Raw genomic sequence first — 20,403 nt, forward strand, 5'->3', positions numbered from 1 at the left:
GATATGCTCATGTCCGCCCCCCGCCGCCGCAGCCGCCTCTTCACCACCTCGGCCTTTGGCGCGCTCGCGCTTGCCGCGCTCTGGGCGGCGCCCGCATATGCCCAGCTCACGCCGACCGGCACGACGGGCAATGGCGGGGCCCCGGTGATCGACCAGCCGAACGCCAACACCACCAATGTGACGCTGAACGGCTCGCGCACGGTGATCGACTGGAGCCGGTTCGACATCAACACAGGCGACACCGCCAATTTCGTCTTCGCCAATCGCAACGACATCGTGCTCAACCGCGTCAACAGCGCGACTTCGAGCACGATCAACGGCAACCTCAACGGCACGATCGGCGCTGGCGGGGCGGCCGGCGGCAATATCTGGATCTACAACGCCAATGGCGTGGTGATCGGCGCCAATGCCCGGATCAGCACCGGCGGCCTGCTCGTCACCACCGCGGCGGTGGACCGCGCGACCGATTCGAGCCCGGGCGGCTTCCTCGACGATACCGCGACCAGCTTCGGCTTTACCGGCGCGGCGAGCGGCACCGGCATCACCGTGCAGAACGGCGCCCAGATCGCCAGCCATGGCGGCGCGATCGCGCTGGTGGCGCCGGTGGTCACCACCGAGGCGGGATCGAGCATCTCGGCGCAAGACGGCGGCAACGTGCTCTATGGCGCGGCGGCCAAATACCAGATCAGCTTCCGCCAGACCGGCGCGGACGATCTCGACCTGCTCAGCTTCGAAGTGGCCAGCGGGGCCGACGGCACCGGCGATGCCAACGCCCTCACGCTCGGCGGTGCGACGAGCGGCAACCGCGTGTTCGCCGCGCTCGTCTCGAAGACCGGCGTCATGTCGAGCCTGCTGCTCACGGGCAACCTGACCGCGACGACCGCGGCGCTCGACGAGACCGGCGCGATCGTCCTCACCACCGGGCACAATATCGTGAACGGCGCGGCGGATGCGGCTGCCGTCGCGGGCAATGGCGGCGCGGATATCGCCACCGCCAACTTCATGGATTTCACCGCGCCCGCGATCTCGATGCTCTCCAGCGGCTCGATCACCACCGGCGCGAATATGAACGCCGCCGGGGGCACGGTCGACCTTGCCGCCGAGGGGGTACTCTGGAGCAATATCGGCGCGGTCACCACCGGCACGCTGACGGCCCGGTCCGGCGGTTCGATGCAGTTCGGCGGCTCCAACCAGATCGCCAAGATCAACGGCATCACCGCCGGCGGCGACATCACCTTCTACAACGGCCTCGGCAGCACGGAGATCGCCGGCGACATCGTCTCGTCCGGCCGCGCCAACCTGAATATCGGCCAGGCCAGCGGCAGCGGCATCGTCCGGGCCAGCAGCGCCATGCTGTCCGGCGGCGGCGCCTATAACCTCGATAGCGCCGCCACGCTCGAATATGTCTATGCGATCACGCGGGATCTCACGGTCAACAGCACCGGCGACCTGACGCTGAACCTGAGCGGCAGCGCGAACGACCTCGGCTATAAAGTCACCCTCAACGCCGCGAACGGCGCGATCCGCCAGACAGGTGGCGCCGGGCTGGTCGGCAGCGTGGTCGCCAACGCCCTTGGTGAAATCGATCTCGCCAAGGCCAACAGCTTCACCAGCCTCACCGCCAATTCCACCGATGGCGAGCGCATCACGGTCAACGCGACGGGCAATCTCGACTTCAAGGTGAACACCTTCTCGGTCGCGCGGATCACCACCGGGGGCGATGCGACGTCTTCGGGCACGAACGCACTGATCTCCGGCGGGCTGTTCGTGACCGCGGGCGGCGCGATCAACCTCAGTTCCGACGGCGGCTACACCGAGTTCGGGGATCTGAGCGCGGGCGGCAACATCGCGGTCACGATGGACGGCAATGTCGTTCTCGGCGGTGTCCTCCACGCGGGCGGCGCGCTGTCGCTCACTTCGCGGGGCGGCGCGATCCGGCAGACCAGCGGCACGATCAGCCTGGGCAGCAGCTTCACCCTCAACGCCGTCACCGGGATCGACCTGAACCAGACGGGCAACCATCTGGGCGACCAGAGCCTTGTTTCGGACGTCACCAGCGGCACCGGCAGCAATGTGCGGATTCGCGGCGACGCGATGAAACTCTACCTCCACGGCGCGCTCGGCAATGTCAGCCTGTATGGCGAGAGTGGCGATGTCGTCGTGGGCCCCGGCCTCACCGCCAGTTCGCTGACCGCCGAGGCCGCTCGCGACATCCAGATCGGCAGCAATGGCAACACGGTCGCTGTCGCCACCTATCATCGGCTGATCGGCACGAACGTCTCTGTCTATAACAACGGCGACTTCACGGTCGACGGGAATGTCGGCCGAGCGGACGTCGGTCGGGTGGAGCTGGTCGCGCCGAACGGCACGCTGACCCAGGCCGCCGGCACGATCTTCGGATCTGACATTTCACTCCGCGCCACCTACGCGATCAAACAGGACAGCGGCGCGAGCGTTCAGGCAAGCAATGGTAATTTTGGGGCAATTGCCGGTACCGACCTGCTATTAACCGGCGCGAATCAGTTAGGCGCTTTCCCCTATTTCAGCTGGGGCACCAACGCCGACGTCACGATACGCTCGGTCAGCAATCTGTACTTCGATACTAGTAATTTGGGCATGTGGCTCGTTCCCTTCCACACGCTCAAGCTGATCTCGGACGAGGGTTCCGTCGGCGTGTACGGCGGCTTCATCGCCGACACGCTGAACGTCCAGGCGCATGGCGACATCCTGCTCGACGATGCGACTTACATCGTGAACAAGGTCGGCAGCGTCACCGGCCTGACGAGCGCGACGGGCAATATCAGCCTTAGAGAAGCCGATGGCTTCGACATCAATGGCGATATCAGTGCGGCGGCGGGCAACATCACCCTCAGGTCCGACGGGGCGATCGAAACCTATTCGGGCGCGCTTTCGCTCGGCGGCACGCTGGCGGTAACCGCCCGCGGCGGCGCATCGCTGACCGGGGCCGGGGCCATCAAGCTCGGCGCGGTGAGCACTTCTGGCGGCAGCAATTTCTACCTGGGCAGCAACGGCGACATCGATCTGACCGGCGCGATAAACACCGGCACCGGCACCCTGATCCTGTCCACCACCAATGGCGCGATCACCAGCAATGGTGGCACGATCTCGGCCGGGGTGACCAATGCCTATGCCACCGGAGCGATCACGCTTGTCGGTTCGGGCTTCGCCAATTTCTGGGCGACCTCGACGGGTGGCGGCGACATCCATCTCAGCAGCGACAATGATCTCGGCTTCGTGGCCACCACCACCGGCGCCGTCACCGTCGATACGAGTGGGCTGGCGTACAACACCGGCGATCTGGGCGCCCATTCGGTGTCGATCACCGCGGGCACCGGGATCAACCTGGTCAATACGGGCTTCACGGTCGATGTCGGCAGCTTCAGCCACCTCTCCACCGACGACGGCCTGGTCAGCGTCGACCTCCAGGGAGACATCAAGCTCGCCGGCAACGTCACCGCCGGCGGCACGGGCAACACCGTCAGCCTGACCTCGGGCGGGAGCATCCTGCAGAATTCGGGCACGATCACCGGCGACATCATCAAGCTGAGCGGCGCCTCCGCGATCACCCAGGCCAGCGGCGCGACGCTGCACGGCGGCGCCCTGTCGCTCACCAGCGGCGGCAATGTGGCGCTGGGGCAGGCCAATGACTTCACGAGCATCGCCGCTCTCTCGATCGGTGGCGGCCTGACGCTGCGCAACCTGGGCAGCATCGATCTCGATCCGACGACCGGCGGCGGCGCCACCCTGGGCGGCGCGCTGACCGTGACCTCGGACACCGGCGACATCTCTGCCGGCAATGTCCTTACCACCTCGAAGCTAACCGCCTCGGCGCTGAACGGCTCGATCCTGATTGGCGGGGGCGCGCATCTGATCGGTTCGCTCGGCACGTTGACGGCGGGCAGCGTCATCCAGATCGGCACCGATGTCCCCGGCTTCACCCTGACCGGCGACATCACCGCCACGAATGTGACTCTGCTCGCGATGAACGGCGGGATCACCCAGAACGCCGGCACCAAGATCACCGCCGGTACGCTATACGCCACCGCCAACAACAACATCACGCTCGACCAGGCGAACGCCGTCACCACGGTGGGCGGGCTCAACGCCAATTTGTTCACCAGCGGCCACAACATCACCTTCCGCAACGACGGCGCCATCACGCTCGACGGCCGGATCGATGCCACGGGCGGCACGCTCACGCTGACCTCGAACACCGGCGGCATCACCCAGAACAACGGCGCGAGCATCTACCTCCGCGCGAACCAGCTCTTTCTGAACGCCGCGGGCGCTATCGCGCTGGGCAGCACCAACAACAATGTCACGACGATCGGCGGGATCACCAACCTTGCCGGCGAGACCCTGTATCAGGACGCCGATGGTTTCGACGTGGCGGGCAACCTCATCGCCAGTGCCACCGGGGGCTTCATGTTGCGCGCCGGCAACAACGGCGCGATCACGCAGAGCGCGGGCATCGTCAGCGCCGGCTATTTCGGGGCGCAGGCCGGCTCGGTCACCTTCAGCCGGGCGAACCAGTTCGCGAGCCTGCTCCAGACGCAAGCCGCGACCAGCGTCACGATCAACACCGTGAGCGACCTCGCCATCATACAGGGCCTCACGGGCGACACGATCTCGCTGACCTCGGGCGGGGCGATCACCCAGCAGAGCGGAACGAGCTATGTCAATGCCTACAACACGCTCAACCTGAGCGCGGTCACCGGCATCGACCTGTCGCGCGGCGTCTTTGGCGCGAACAACATCATCAATCTCGGTACCCTCATCAACACGACGAGTGGCGGCATCCGCATCGCCACCAACAACGGTGGCTACGGTACCACGCTGACCGGCAATATCAGCGCCACCGGCCAGACGGTGACGATTTCCGACGAACTAGGCGCGCTCAACCAGACCGGCGGCGTGATCACCGCCGATACGCTGAACCTGTCGGCGACTGCCGGGATCAACGCGACCCGCGCCAACGCCGTCACCAATCTCGGCACGCTGAGCGCGGGTGGGGCGAGCGCCTTCACCAATGCCGGCAGTTTCAACATTAGCCAGTCGATCAATGCGGCCGGCAACAGCCTGGCGCTGACCTCGACCAGCGGTGCGATCACGCAGAATGCGGGCACGACGCTCACCGCCGACACGATGGCGCTCACTGCGGGCACCACGATCAGTCAGGGCACCGGCGCGAGCCTGCACAGCACCGAGCTGTCGCTGACCAGCGGCGGCACCACGACGCTGGGCGGGGCCAACGACTTCACCAAGATCACCGGCCTGGACGTTGGCGGCGACCTGACGCTGCGCAACCTGGGGCTCATCGATCTCAGCCCGGGCTTCGCCAGCTACTCCTATCGCGGCGGTGGCGCACTCACCCTGATCTCCGACACGAGCAGCATCCTCAGCACGAATGGCGGGGTGTTGACCTCGCGGTTGACCGCAACGGCGGCGGGCAACGTCAATCTCTCCGGCGACATCGCATCGCTGGGCAATATCAGCGCCAATGGGATCTTCCTGGGGACGTTCCACGGCAACATGGTGCTGACCGGGAACATCACCGGTAACAATGTGAGCCTTGGTGCGGACCAAGGTTCCATCAGCCAGACCGGCGGCATCATCGATGCGGGCCGCCTCAACATCACCTCCAGCGGCGCCATCTCGCTGACCGCCGCAAACCAGGTCGATGTGTTCGGCCGGCTCAACACCGACAGATTCTCCACCGGAACGCATCACGACATCACGGTGCACAATGTCGGCGATATCGTACTCGACTATCTGGTCGAGGCGGGCGGCGCGACCGTCGACCTGACCTCGGACACTGGCGGGATCAGCCAGACCAGCACCAATGGCGGGTTCATCACCGCGGGCACGCTCAAGGCCAATGCGGCGGGCGACATCGTGCTCGATCAGGGCAACGACTTCGACCATCTCGGCGCGATCCGCAGCACCGGCGGCAACGTCACCATCGTCGATACCGATGCCTTCGACCTTACCGGCCAGGTCCGCGCGGCCGGCGCGCTCACGCTCACCTCGGGTGGCGCGATCACCACCAATGGCGGGCTGGTCGTCGCCGGTGGTCTGCTCAACGTGTCGGGGACCAGTGCAAATCTGATCGCCGGCGGCAATGTCCAGCTCGGCGCCGTCACCACCAACGGCAATTTCGCGATCGACACCGATGGCAATCTCACCGTCGCCGGCCTGCTCAACACCAATGGCGGCGACGCGACGCTGAAAGCGAATTTCGGCACGATCGGGCGCGGCGCCAGCGGCACGATCGCGGCCAACTCGGTTACCGCCACCGCGCGTGACAGCATCACGCTCGATAGCACCGGCAACGCGATCATCTGGGCGAGCTCGAGCAATGGCGGCGACATCAACCTGACCGGCAATGCCGACATCTTCTTCAAGATCGACACCACCGGCGACCTGACCGTCGATGCCGGTGGCATTGCCGGCAACAACGACAGCGTGATCGCGCGCTCGGTGGGTATCAACGCGGCCGGCGGCATCTATCTGAACGACCAGACCGTCACCATCAATGTCGGCAGCTATCGCTACCTCACCTCGTCGGCCGGCGCGATCGACATCGAGAACCAGCGCGACATCAAGCTCGACGGCAACGTCACCGCGAACACCCCCGGCCAGTATATCCGCCTCTATTCGAGCCAGAACTCGATCCTGCAGAACAGTGGCACGATCACCGGCGACAATGTCCAGCTCCGGACCGCCGGCAATGTCACCCAGTCCAGCGGTGCCAAGGTGGTGGCGAACACGCTGGCGCTCGCCGGCATCGACGTCTCGCTGGGCGAGGCGAACGAGATCGGCGCGCTCGACGCCTATTCGATCAGCCGCGACTTCACGCTGCGCACGGTCGGCACGCTCGATCTGGGCGGGGCGGGCAACCAGGTCGCGAACAACGGCAACCTCACGCTGACCTCGGACACCGGCAACATCACCGGCGTCTATGTCGAGACCAACAAGCTGACCGCCACCGCCACCAACGGCAGCATCGTCTTCACCTATGGCAACAACAAGATCCGCGGGCTCGGCGACCTGACCGCCAAGAGCACGAGCGGCACCGACATCAACATCTACACCGCCACCGCGCTCGGCCTGAGCGGCAACATCTCCGGCGGCGGCGTCCAGATCTATGCCGGCGGCGGGGCGATCACCCAGGGCGCGGGCGGGATCACTGCCGACCGGCTGGTGATCGGCGCGGGCACCAGCCTGCTGATCGGCGGCGCGAACAATTTCGTCACGCTGTCGGACATGGGCCATGGCGTGGGCGCGGACGTCACCATCCGCAATCGCGGCAACCTGCTGCTGCCGAGCAACGGCGCGGCGATCGGCACGCTGAACCTGACCTCGGACACGGGCACGATCAGCCAGACCAGCGCCCTGACCGCGAACACGCTCATCGCGCATGCCGCGACCGGCATCGGCTTCAACAGCAGCTCGAACAATTTCACGACACTCGCGGGTCTCGCCACCGATGCCGGCGACATCCGCATCCGCGACACCGGCGGCCTGGCGATCGAAGGCGACATCACCGCGCCCGGCACCGTGTTCCTCAGCACCACCGGCAACATCACCACGGGCACCACCACTGTCGGTGTGGTGACCACCCCGCATGGCAAGGTCGCTGCGGACAAGCTCAGCGTGGTTGCCATCAACGCCACCATCTACGCCGCGGGTGACATCAAGCTCGACGGCATCGGCGTCAACAGCGGCTTCACCCTGATCGCCGACAACAATATCGATCTGACCGGCAACCTCACGGCCGTCGCGACGAGCCTGATCGCTGCGGCCGGCGCGATCACCCAGAGCGGCGGGACCGTCAACGTCACCACCGGCGCCATGGCAGCGGTGGGCAACGTCACGCTCGGCGGCGACAACCGCTTCACCAACTTCATCGGCACCTCGACCGGCGGCGGCACCATCACGCTCAACAATGGCGGTTCGGGCGGGATCGTCGTGGGGCTCAACACCACCGGCAATGCCGTGGTGACCGCCGGGGGCAATCTCGCCTCGAGCGGGATCAATGTCGACAGCCTGTCGATGACCGCCGGCCATATCGACCTGACCAACAGCGTCGATGTGAACAGCTTCAGCAAGCTGGTCGCCACCTATGGCGACGTCCTCGTCTCCAATGCCGGCAGCTTCACCGTCGCGGGCGACGTCAGCGCCAGCAAGGTGGGGCTGCGCTCGGTCAACCTGCTGGCCAATGGCGGCGGGATCTCGCAGACGGCGGGCACGATCTCGGCCAATGACGTCACGCTGCGCGGCAGCGGCGACATCGTGCAGAGCGGCACGGGCCGCGTCGACGCCAATGCGTCGATCCTGACGGGCGCCAATCTCGACCTGATGGGCAACAACAGCTTCGGCGCCGCGACGCCCACCGTGGTCCGCGCGGGCGGCACCGTGCGGCTGAACGGCGACACGCTGTACCTGCAGTTCATGAACCCCGCGGGCGACGTCACCCTGAGCGCGGCAGGCGACATCACCGTCAACAATTTCGGGCTCCAGGCCAGTTCGCTCACCGCCAATGCCGGCGGCCGGCTCTCGGCGACGAGCAGCAGCAACCAGATCGCGACGGTGCACGGCCTGAGCGGCACCAGCATCGACTTCGCCAGCAGCGGATTCACGCTCGACGGCAACGTTACCGCCACCAACGGCGCGACGCTCACCGCGACGAGCGGCGGGATCGCCCAGACCGCCGGCACGATCTCCGCCGCCAGCGCGACGCTCGGCGCCGCCGGCGGCTCGGTGGTGCAGAGCGGCAATGCCAAGATCGTGGCGCCGAGCCTGAGCGTGACTTCGGGCGGCGACCTGATCCTCGGCGGCGCGAACGACTTCACCGGCGCCAGCTCCAGCTTCGCCTATGGCGACGGCAGCAATGTCACGCTCCATAATCTGGGAAGCATCGATTTCGCCGGGACGCCGGGCTACACCATCAATGCGCTCTCGCTGACTTCCGATACCGGCGCGATCAGCCAGGGTGGCCCGGTTGCCGCGAACAGCCTCTTCGCGAAGGCGGCGACGGGCATCGCCTTCGGCCATGCCGGCAATGCCATCGGCACCATCACCGGGCTGGCCAACAGCACCAGTGGCGGCATCCTCTTCTCCACCTTCACGAACCTGGACCTGGCGGGCGACATCTCGGCGGCGGGCCAGGAAGTGATGCTGGTCAGCATCGGACATGCGATGACGCAGAGCAGCGGCGGGATCGTCGCCAGCACGCTGCGCGCCACGGCGTCCACCGGCCTGTCGCTCACCAGCGCGACCAACAATGTCGTCAATATCGCCGGCCTGACCAACGCCGCCTCTGGCGGCATCGCCTATACCGATGCCGACAGCTTCGACATCACCGGCGACATCAACGCCATGAACGGCCAGGCGCTCTCGCTCACCACGATCGCGGCCACTGCCTATGTCCGGCAGAATGGCGGGCTGATCACCTCGGGTACGATCAATCTGAGCGGCGGCCAGGGCTTCAGCCTGCGCGGTTCCGGGGGGATCTGGAACAGCATCACCGGCGTTGGCAATGTCAACACGATCGCGCAAGTCTATGTCGATGGTAATGTCGGCCTGACCGGCACGATCAACTCGCCCTATTTCGAACTCTGGAGCCAGGGCGGCAGCATCACGCAGAGCGCCGGCCAGATCCTCTACGCTCCGGGCAATTTCCTCGACCTGCGCGCGAACGGCATCTCGCTGACCAGCGCCACCAACCAGCTGGGCAGCGTAGATGCACTGATCGCCTATAATGGCGGCAGCATCACCGTCGTCTCGGGCGGCGATACCCGGTTCGGCGCCGTGGAGGGCGGAACCGCCTCGCTCACCGTCACCAATGGCAGCATCGGCAACCTTGGCGACCATGTGAATGTCGACACGCTGAACGCAGCGGCTTCCGGCACCATCAACCTGGGCGGCCGGATCGGCACGCTGGGCAACGTCACCGCGGGCGGCGACGCATCCTTCCGGTCCAGTTCGAGCCTCAGCGTCAACGGCACGATCAACCTCGGCACCGGGCGCCTGTCGCTCGGCACGGGCGGCACGCTCTCCCAGCTCAGCGGCGCGATCACGGCGGGCGGGCTCGACGTCACCGCCGCCGGTGCGATCACCATGAACGCCAACAACAATGTCGGGACGATCTATGGCCTGGCGACGCAGAACGGCGGCATCTCCTATTCCAGCAACAGCGGCTTCGCGCTGGGCGGCGACATCACGGCCGGCGGCGGCAATGCCGTCTCGCTGAACGCCACGCTGGGCTCGATCAACCAGAATGCCGGCATCATCACCGCGGCCCGGCTGGACGCGAGCGCGGGCAACCAGATCCTGTTGACCCGGGTGAACCAGGTCGGGCAGCTCGGCGATCTGACCGCGGGCAATGCGGTCAGCTTCACGGTGCGCGACGATCTTACGCTGCTCGGCACCATCTCGGGCAGTTCGGTAACGCTCAGCTCCACCGACGGCGCGATCAGCCAGGCCGGCGGCGCGATCATCACCGCCAGCCTCTCGGCCTATGCCAGCACCGGGCTCGACCTGTTCCGGGCCAACAACGTCACCGCGCTGGGCGGGCTCAGCACCACCAGCGGCAATCTGCGCTTCCGCAACAGTGGCGATATCGCGCTGACCAACATGACGGTGGGCGGCAACCTCACGCTGGTCTCGGATAGCGGCGCGATCCGCCAGAATGTCGGCACCATCCTGACGGTGGGCGGCACGGCCACGCTCACTGCGGATGGCGGTATCCGCCTGGACGGCAACGCCAACGCGATCAGCCGTTTCGGCGCGGTCCGCAACCTCGGCTCCAGCGGCGACATCACGCTCGCCAATGCCGGCGACCTGATCCTGACCGACGATGTCGGCGCGTTCGGCCAGCAGCTGGCGTTCTATTCGAACAGCGGCGCGATCCTGCAGCAGGGCGGGACGCTGACCGGCGACAACCTGATCGCGCATGCGGATGGCGCAATCACCCTTGGCGCGGCCAACGATATCAACCCCTTCAGCAGCATCGAGCTCGTATCGACCACCGGCGACATCCGCTTCCGTTCGGCGAACTCGATCAGACTCGGCACCGTCAGCACGCCCGGCCTGCTCTCGCTCACCTCGGACACCGGCGGGATCAACCAGACCGCCGCCATCTCCGCCGGCGCCCTTACCGTCACTTCGCTTGGCGGCGACATCCTGCTCGACCAGGCCAATGCGATCGGCACGGTGAAGGACGTCACCACGAACGGCCGCTTCACGCTGAACGCCAGCGGCAACCTGACGCTCGACGGCGAGATCTCGGCGCCGGGCCTGGTGAAGCTCACCGCCGCCGGGAACCTCACCCAGACCGGCACCGGGGTGATCCGCTCGAGCGAGCTCCAGGCGACGAGCGGCGCGGGCGCGGCCAACGGCATCAGCCTGCTCAACCGCAACGACGTCACGCTGGCGACGCTGAACTCGAACGGCAAGGACCTGCGCTTCCGCAACACCGGCGATTTCGCGCTCGGCAACATCAGCGCGGCCGGCCATATCGTCGAGATGATCTCGGACGGCGGCGCCGTCACCCAGCAGGCCGGCACTTCGATCGTCGCCGGCATCTTCTCGGCCACCGGCACCAATGTCGTGCTCGACAATGGCGGCAACCAGATCAGCCGCATCGGCCTGATCTCCACCGGTTCGAACCTCAACCTGCGCAACGGCGTGGCGCTGCAGATCGACGCGATCGACGCCGGCAGCCACAACGTCACGATCAACAATGGCGACAATCTCACCGGCGGCAACATCACCGCCGGCACGCTGACCCTCAATCTCACCGGCGGCTATGTCGACCTGACCACCGCCAACCATGTCGCCTCGCTCGGCGGGTTCAGCGGGGGCCAGCTCTCCTTCACCAATGCCGGCAGCTTCACCATCTCGGGCGCGATCCAGAACGGGATGTACCAGAGCATCCTGACCAGCCAGAACGGCTCGATCTCGATGGCGGGCGGGGCGGTCAACAGCGGCGGGATCACCGTCCAGGCGGCGACCGGCATCTCGCTCACCGGCAATATGAGCTATGTCTACGGCGCGACCGCCACGACGGGCGACGTGTCGATCCTGTCCGGCCAGCTGGATATCCAGGGCGATATCCGCGGCGACACCGTCACGCTCGGCGGCACGGCGAATGGCGGCTATGTCCGCCAGACCTCCGGCTCGATCACCGCGAGCAAGCTGATCGCCACCGGCAATGCCTTTGTCGACCTGAACGGCGCGACCAACCGCATCGCTTCGCTCGGCGCGCTGAGCAGCCCCAATGGCTATGTCAGGATCGCCAGCCTCAATGCCGTGGCGCTGACCGCCAATGTCGACGCGGACGACACCTTCACGCTGAATGCCGGCGGCGCGGTTCGCCAGACGGGCGGCCGGATCAACACCGGCTGGCTCAGGGTGAGCGCGGCGGGCGATATCGAGCTGGGCGCGGCCAACCAGATCGACGCCGGCAGCGATGTGATCCTGGCGGGCGACAACGTCACCTTCGTCAACACCGGCACCTTCACGATCGCCGGCATCACCGCGGCGAATGGCGGGGCGATCGACGTCCGTTCGACCAGCGGCAATATCTGGCAGTCGGGCGCGATGACCGGCGGTTCGGTCACCGCTTCGGCGCATGGCTCGCTCTCGCTCAACCAGGCCAATGTGATCGGCACCGTCGGCGCGCTCAGCGCCGGCACCGAGCTGACCTATAACGGCGCGACCGCCTATGATCTGACCGGCGACATCTCCGCCGGAACCAGCGTCACGCTGAACGGCGCCACGGGCATCAACCAGACCGGCGGCACGATCACCGGGCAGACGCTGAGCGTCGCCGCGGGCAGCGCCGATCTGCGGCAGGTCAATGCGGTCGGCCGGCTCGGCACGATCACCACCAATGGCGACTTCCTCTTCCGCAATGTCGGCGACATCGCGCTGTGGGGCGCCGTCCATGCCGGCGGCAAGCTCGGCTTCTATTCGGACACCGGCAGCGTCACCAACCCGGGCGGTCTGTTCACCGCCAACACCCTCGACGTCACCGCGGCGGAGGGCGTCGAGCTGCTCGGCGGCAGCTTCAGCTATATCGACAGCCTGACCTCGCAGAACGGCGACATCACGCTTACCACTGGCTCCAACATCCTTAGTGCCGGCCTGATCGCCGCCGAGAACGGTATCGTGGACCTGACCGTCGGCCGCATCACCGCGGACTCGGTCAAGGCGAACCTGCTCAACATCGACGCTACCGGCGGCGATATCGAGCTGACCGGCGACAACGCCATCGCCCATCTCGGCAACCTCTCCGGCGTCAATATCTCGCTGGCGGTCGGCACGACCGACATCACCGGCTGGCTGAACGGCACCGGCAGCGTCGCCTTTGTCCGCTCGGCGCTGGCGGCCGACTTCGCGCTGACCATGGCCAGCGGCGGCGTGATCACCACGCCGATGATCAGCCTGAGCAACACCGGCACCGCCGGCACGGCAACGCTGAACAACATCTCCGGGGCTGGGCCGCTCGAGCTGAACTTCAACTTCAACGGCAATGCGACCGTCTCGGCGACCGGCAGCGCGGTCACCCTGAACAACGCGACCGTGGACGGCAATCTGTTCGTCCGCGGCACCAGCGTCACCAATAGCGGTGCCGGCACTGCCATCAGCGGCACGCTCGGCGCCACGGCCCTTGCGGGCAATATCAGCCTGTTGTTCGGCACCGATCACATCGGCCAGTTCGGCAATCTCTCGGCGGGGAGCGGCACCGTCTCGATCAGCGCCGCGAATGTCGACCTGACCGGCAACGTCGTCGCGGCGGGCGCCTTCGGCGTGACCGCGACCAACGGCTCGGTCACCCAGTCCGCCGGCTCGCTCGCCAACGCCGCGAGCGTTGCGGGCTCGGCGACCGGCGACATGCTGCTCGGCGGCAACAACACGATCGGCACGATCAACGGGCTGAGCGCGGGCGGCGCCCTGACCTTCAAGACCAGCGGCGCCCTCGACATCTCTGGCGCGCTCACCGCCGGCACCAGCTCGGCCATGACCTTGATCGCGGGCGGCGACGTCAACGTCACCGGCGCCGACCCGATCACCGGCGGCACGCTGAACGTGTCCACGCCGGGGCATTGGGCGAATTTCTACAGCACGCCGATGTCCCCGCGCACCATCCGCTTCAGCGCGCTCGGCGATGTGAGCGCCGGCAATTTCCAGCTGTACAATGACGGCGCGATCGACCTCACCGGCAATATCGTCGTGACCATGGGAGCGGTCATCGATTCGACCGGCCAGATCACTCAGTCGGCGGGCGCGCTGACGGCCGAGCTGCTGACGCTCAACGGCTATGGCGTCGCGGCCAACCGGCAGAACCATGTCCAGAGGCTGCAGGGCTCCGCCTATAACGGCACCGCGTTCAGCTTCACCAACGCCCAGGACCTGCGGCTCATCGGCAATCCCGGCTCCGGCGACGTCACGCTGGATATCGACGGAAACCTGACCGCCAATGCCGGTATCAATACCTCGGGCGACATCCTGATCACCGCCAAAGGCGGCTATGCGCGCGAGCTCTGGGGCAACAACGTCACCTTCAATGGCGGCGCGAACGACCTGAACATCGGCGCCATCACCACCAGCGACGATGTCTCGGTGACCGGCACCGGCAACGTCACGGTCGGCTCGCTCTCCCTGTACAGCAACAACGACGCCGGGGGCGACGGCTTCAAGGCGCTGATCTCGGGCGGCAACGTCACGCTGGGCGCGGCGACCGGCTCGATCACCAGCGCCAACGTCGTCGACTATGGCGTCGGCGCCACGCCGGGCTTGGTCAAGATCCAGGCCACCGGCAACGCGACGCTGGGCGTCGATGCGATGTACAACACTTCGGTCGCCATCGCCGCGGCGGGCGACGTCGATGCGCGGTCGCTCGGGCGGTTGCTGCTCGGCACCGTCGCCGGCGCGAACGTCACGCTGGTCGCGGATGCCGATGTCCAGGCGAGTTCGATCGCCACGCCGGGCACCTATTCGGTGACGGGCAGCGACATCGGCCTTGGCGCACTCACCTTCGCGAACGGCGTCCCGCTCGATGTCTTCGTCACCGACACCCAGGGCAATCTGGCCCTGCCGGCCACGTTCGGCGCGAGCCGGAACCTCACCATCTCGGCGGTCGGCGACATCACCGGCGGGCAGGTGGATGTCGGCACGGGCACGCTTTCGATCACTGGCACGGGCATCGCGCTCGGCCGGGCGAGCAGCAGCTCCGGCAATGTCGAGCTCAACGCGGGAATCGGCACCGTCGATATCGGCACCGTCTATGTGGCCGGCGACTATGTGCTGAGCGGCGGGTCGCTCCTGAACGGCGCGCTGGCACCCGGCGGCCCCCGGGCGGGCACCTGGACCCTGACCAGCGCGGGCGCCCTCGACATGGGCGGCCGCACGCTGGAATATGGTGGCGACATCGCCTTCCTGGTCTCCGGCCTGCTCGGCAACGGCACGATCCGTTCGCTTTCCGGCTCGGTGACCGGCTCCGCCATCGCGATCCAGGCGAACGAGCTGCTCGGCGCGACGGGTGTCGATGTATCCACCACGGCGGGCAACTTCGAGGCCGTCCATGTCGACGGCGGCACCGGCGACGCCCGCGTCGCGAGCGCGGGCACCCTGAACCTGACCGGCAGCATCGAAGCCGGCAGCGACGTGCACCTCTCCACCACCGGCAGCGGCGGCATCACCGCCGGCTATGCCAGCGCGGGCGGCAACATCACGCTCTACGCGCAGGGCGGGGATGCGATCCTGCGCCAGGCGAAGCTCACCGGCGCGACCGGCGATCTCCTGGTGCAGAGCACCACCGGCGACGCGGTGCTCGGCGCCGACGACTATTCCGGCATCGCGAACGACACCTATTTCGAGCGCGCTTCGGGCTCCACGGGCACGGCCAAGGTCCTCGGCATCACCGGCGCCTATGTGAGCCTCGACCATTCGGCGGCGCTCACCCAGGTCACGGGGGCAAGCGCCACGGTCGACGTCCTCGACGGCGACCTGTCGATCGGCGAGCTGAAGGCCGTCACCGGCAACGCCAGCGCCTATCTGGAGAACGGTGCGCTCACGGTGGGCACGGCTTCGGGCGACACGGTCGATCTGGAGGCCCGGCGCGGCAACCTGATCCTGGGCGGCGGCAGCATCACCGCCAACGATCTCTACCTGACCGGCGGTGGCCTGGTCGACACGAGCGCCGTCGCCATCCTGACGGCCGACCGCTATCTCGAGATCAACGGCGGCGAAGTGCGGGCGGCATCGCTCGGCTCGGGCGGCGACGTGGTCGTGAACAGCTTCACCGGCGGGATCACGATCGACGAGCTGAACGCCGCCCGGGACGCGTCGGTCATTTCCGCGGGTAATCTCGCGATCAACCAGGTCTCGCTTGCAGGTGGCGGCCAGTTCGCCGCGGGCGGCAGTGCCACGGTGCGCGGACTGACCGCGGTCGACGGCTTCGCGCTCGTAGCCCAGGGCAATGTCACGCTCGGCGCCGATACGGCGGCGGCGATCGACGTCGCGAACTCGGTCGTCACGGGCGGCAGCCTTGGCGGCTGCGGCTGCGGCACCGGCGGCGGCACGGTCGTCTCGCTGGGCGGCGACGTCACGATCAACCTGCTCGGGCTGACCGGCGTGTTCGACACGATCCAGTCCGACGGCAACAGCAGCGTCACCATCCAGTCCGGCAATCTGGGGATCAACTTCCTCCAGGGCCATGACGTCACGCTCGACGCCGGCACCGGCACGATCGAGCTGAACCTGGCCCCGGTCGTGGGGCATGACTACACGCTCACCGCCGGCCATTTCGCGGGCAACAGCTTCGCATCGCTCGGCACGCTCGGCGGCTCGCTCAGCATCACCGACACGGTTGGCGACTTCGACTTCGGCACGACCGATTTCGCCGCTGCCGGCGGGGTTTCGATCCGTGCCGCGCAGGGCCAGCTGCACGTCCGCAACGTCCAGGCGGGCAACGCGATCAGCCTGGCCGCCGGCGGCGACCTCACGCTGGCAGGGGCCGCGCTGACCGGCGCCGGCGCCAATGCGTTCTCGCTGAGCGCGGGCGGCAACCTGACGTTCGGCGCCACCGATGCAGCGTCGATCACCAGCGGCAACGCCTTCGCCAATGCCGGCACCCTGCTGGCGGGCAAGAGCCTGGATGCCGATGGCGCGCTCGCGATCAATCTGTACCGGGCCGACGCGCTCGGCGCGGTCGATGGCGGCACGGTGGAGGCCAGGGTGCTCACCGGCAATCTCGCCATGGGCAATATCAACGCGGTCGGGGCAATCGCGATCGCCGGGCCGACGGGCACGCTCACGCTCGGCGACGTGACCACCAATGCCGGCCATATCAACATCGCCGGCCAGGGCGACGTCACCACCGGCGATATCTGGGGCCGCTTCGTCGTGAACGTGGGTGCGAGCACGGGCAGCCTGCGCTTCGGCAACCTCGCCGGCGGCGACGTGGCGCTCGCGGTGGCGGGCGGGATCACCGGCGCCAGCGTCTCGGCCGGCACGCTGGGCGTGGTGGCGGTGAACGGCAATGTCGACCTCGACCAGGGCGGCAGCGGCTCGCGTGTCGCCAGCCTGGGCATGGTGACCGTCAACAATGGCGGCTTCAGGCTGCGCAACCTGCAGGACCTCGGGCTGGACGGCGTGGTAGAGGTGCATGGCACGCTCGACCTCCAGGTCGACGGCGCGCTTACCCAGAACAACTATTACATCATCGCCGATCGCCTGCAGGGCGGCGCCACCGGCGCGGCGCTGCTGACGGGCGGCAACAGCATTGCCGCGCTCGGCCAGTTCTCGAGCAACGGGCTGAAGCTCACCAGCAATGTCGGCCTGACGATCGACGGCACGGTGCAGGGCAATGGCGGCGCGGTGACCATCGCCTCGCATGGCGGCATGACGATCTCGGTCAATGGCCGGATCCTTTCGTCGGCGGGCGGGGACGCGATCACGCTCGCCTCGGACGGGCTGTTCACCAATGCGCGCGGCGCCGATGCGCTGGCCGCCGCGAACGGCCGCTGGCTGATCTACACCCAGACCGGCGGCAATTTCGGCCATTCCGATCCGAACAACAATTTCGGCGGGCTGGCGGGCACCAGCTATTATGGCGATTTCTATGATTTCGGCGCCGGCACCTTCGCCACCGCGCCGAACGCGGGCAACCGCTTCGTCTATGGCTATCGCCCGCTGCTGACCGTCACGCCGGACAGCTTCCATGTGACCTATAACGGTGCCATCCCGGTCCTCACCGCGACGATCACCGGGCTGGTCAACGGCGACAGCGCGAGCGGCGCCTGGTCGGGCGCGGCGGCGCTCAGCGGGGCGGGCCGCGATGCCGGCACCTATGCGGTCTATTCGGCGCTCGGCACGCTGGCCTCGGAGATGAACTACGCCTTCGCCTTCGGCGCGGGCACGGTGGTGGTCGATCCTCGCGTGATCAGCGCCATCCTCACCGCCGACAACCGCATCTATGACGGCACCACCAACGCCACCGGCGGCCTGACGCTGAGCGGCCTGGTAAGCGGCGACCAGGTGACGGCGAGCGGCGTCCTGGCCTTCGACAGCAAGAATGCGGGCACCCGCACGGTCACGGCGAGCGGGATCACCCTCTCGGGCGCGAACGCGGCCAACTACGTGATCGCCAGCACCAGCACGACCGCGCTGGCGGACATCATCGCCAGGACGATCACCGCGACGCTGACCGCCAATGGCCGCACCTATGACGGCACCACCAACGCCACCGGCACGCTGAGCCTGAACGGGCTGATCGGCAACGACCAGGTGGCCGCAAGCGGCACGCTGGCCTTCGACAGCAAGAACGCGGGCACCCGCACGGTCACGGCGAGCGGCATCACCCTCTCGGGCGCGGATGCGGGCAATTATGTGGTCAGCGGCACGGCGACCGCGCTGGCGGACATCCTCGCCAAGGCGATCACCGCGACGCTGACCGCCAATGGCCGCACCTATGACGGCACTACCAACGCCACCGGCAGCCTGGCGCTCAACGGCGTGGTCGGCGGCGACCAGGTGGCGGCGAACGGCAGCTATGCCTTCGACAGCAAGAATGCGGGCACCCGCACGGTCACGGCGAGCGGCATCACCCTGTCGGGCGCCGATGCCGGCAACTACACCGTGGGCGGCACGGCGACCGCGCTGGCGGACATCATCGCCAAGACGATCACCGCGACGCTGACGGCGAACGACCGCACCTATGACGGCACCACCAACGCCACCGGCACGCTGGGCCTGAACGGCGTGGTCGCGGGCGACGCGGTGACGGCGAGCAGTGCGGGCATGGCGTTCGACAGCAAGAATGCGGGCACCCGCACGGTGACGGCGAGCGGGATCAGCCTCTCGGGCGCGGACGCGGGCAATTATGTCGTCGCCGCGACGGCAACCGACCTGGCGGACATCCTCGCCAAGGCGATCACCGCCACACTGACTGCCAATGGCCGCGTCTATGACGGCACCACTGCTGCCACGGGCACGCTCGGCCTGAACGGCGTCGTCCTGGGCGACCAGGTTGGCGTGACCGCCGCCGGCATCGCCTTCGACAGCAAGAATGCCGGCAACCGCACCGCCACTGCCAGCGGCCTCGCGCTGACCGGCGCCGACGCGGCGAACTATACGGTCAGCGGCACGGCCACCGGCGCCGCGACGATTGCCCAGCGCGCGATCACCGCCATCGCGACGGCGGACAGCCGTGCCTATGACGGCACCACCGGCACCACCGGCCGGATCGCGCTCACCGGGGTGATCTCGGGCGATGCGGTGACGGGCACCGCCACCTATCGCTTCGCCGATGCCAATGCCGGCACCGGCCGTGCGGTGCAGGTGAGCGGCCTGGCGCTCACGGGCGTGGACGCGGGGAACTATGCCGTCAGCCTGTCGGGCGCGCCGGTGATTGCCGACATCACCCGCCGCGCGGTGACCGTGACCGCGCAGGATGCGACCAAGCTGTTCGGCCAGCCCGACCCGGTGTTCGGCTATGCCGTCTCCGCCGGCTCGCTGGTGAACGGCGACGGCTTCACCGGCGCGCTGGCCCGCATCGCCGGCGAGCAGGTGGGCAGCTATGCGATCGGGCAGGGGACGCTCGCGCTGTCGGCCAATTACCTGCTGACCGTGATCCCGGGCACGCTCGCGATCAGCTTCACCCAATCGGGCGCCGATGCCAGCGACGCCCTCAGGATGCTGCGAGTCCGCGGCGGCGGCGGCTTCTCGCTCGACCAGAACCCTTCCCGGAATCTCGAGGGCGATGGCGAGCGCGAGGGCGCTGGCGACGGAGACAAGTAGCAAGAGAGCCCGCGCGGTCCAGCCGCGCGGGCTCTCGGCCCTTTTCGGGGGGCGGGCGCCGCGCGGGTCGCG

General features: G+C 67.6%; 1 protein-coding gene. It reads left to right on the plus strand.

Annotated elements, in window-relative coordinates; translation table 11 throughout:
* Window positions 1–9: 9 nt before the first annotated feature.
* A complete protein-coding gene (locus tag CAP40_RS07415) occupies window positions 10–20,331 on the plus strand; it encodes a YDG domain-containing protein (RefSeq protein WP_179187967.1) in 20,322 nt (6,773 codons plus the stop codon).
* The last annotated feature ends 72 nt before the right edge of the window (window positions 20,332–20,403 follow it).

Origin of the sequence: Sphingomonas sp. IBVSS2 (assembly GCF_002127225.1) — a bacterium.
Lineage (GTDB): Bacteria > Pseudomonadota > Alphaproteobacteria > Sphingomonadales > Sphingomonadaceae > Sphingomonas.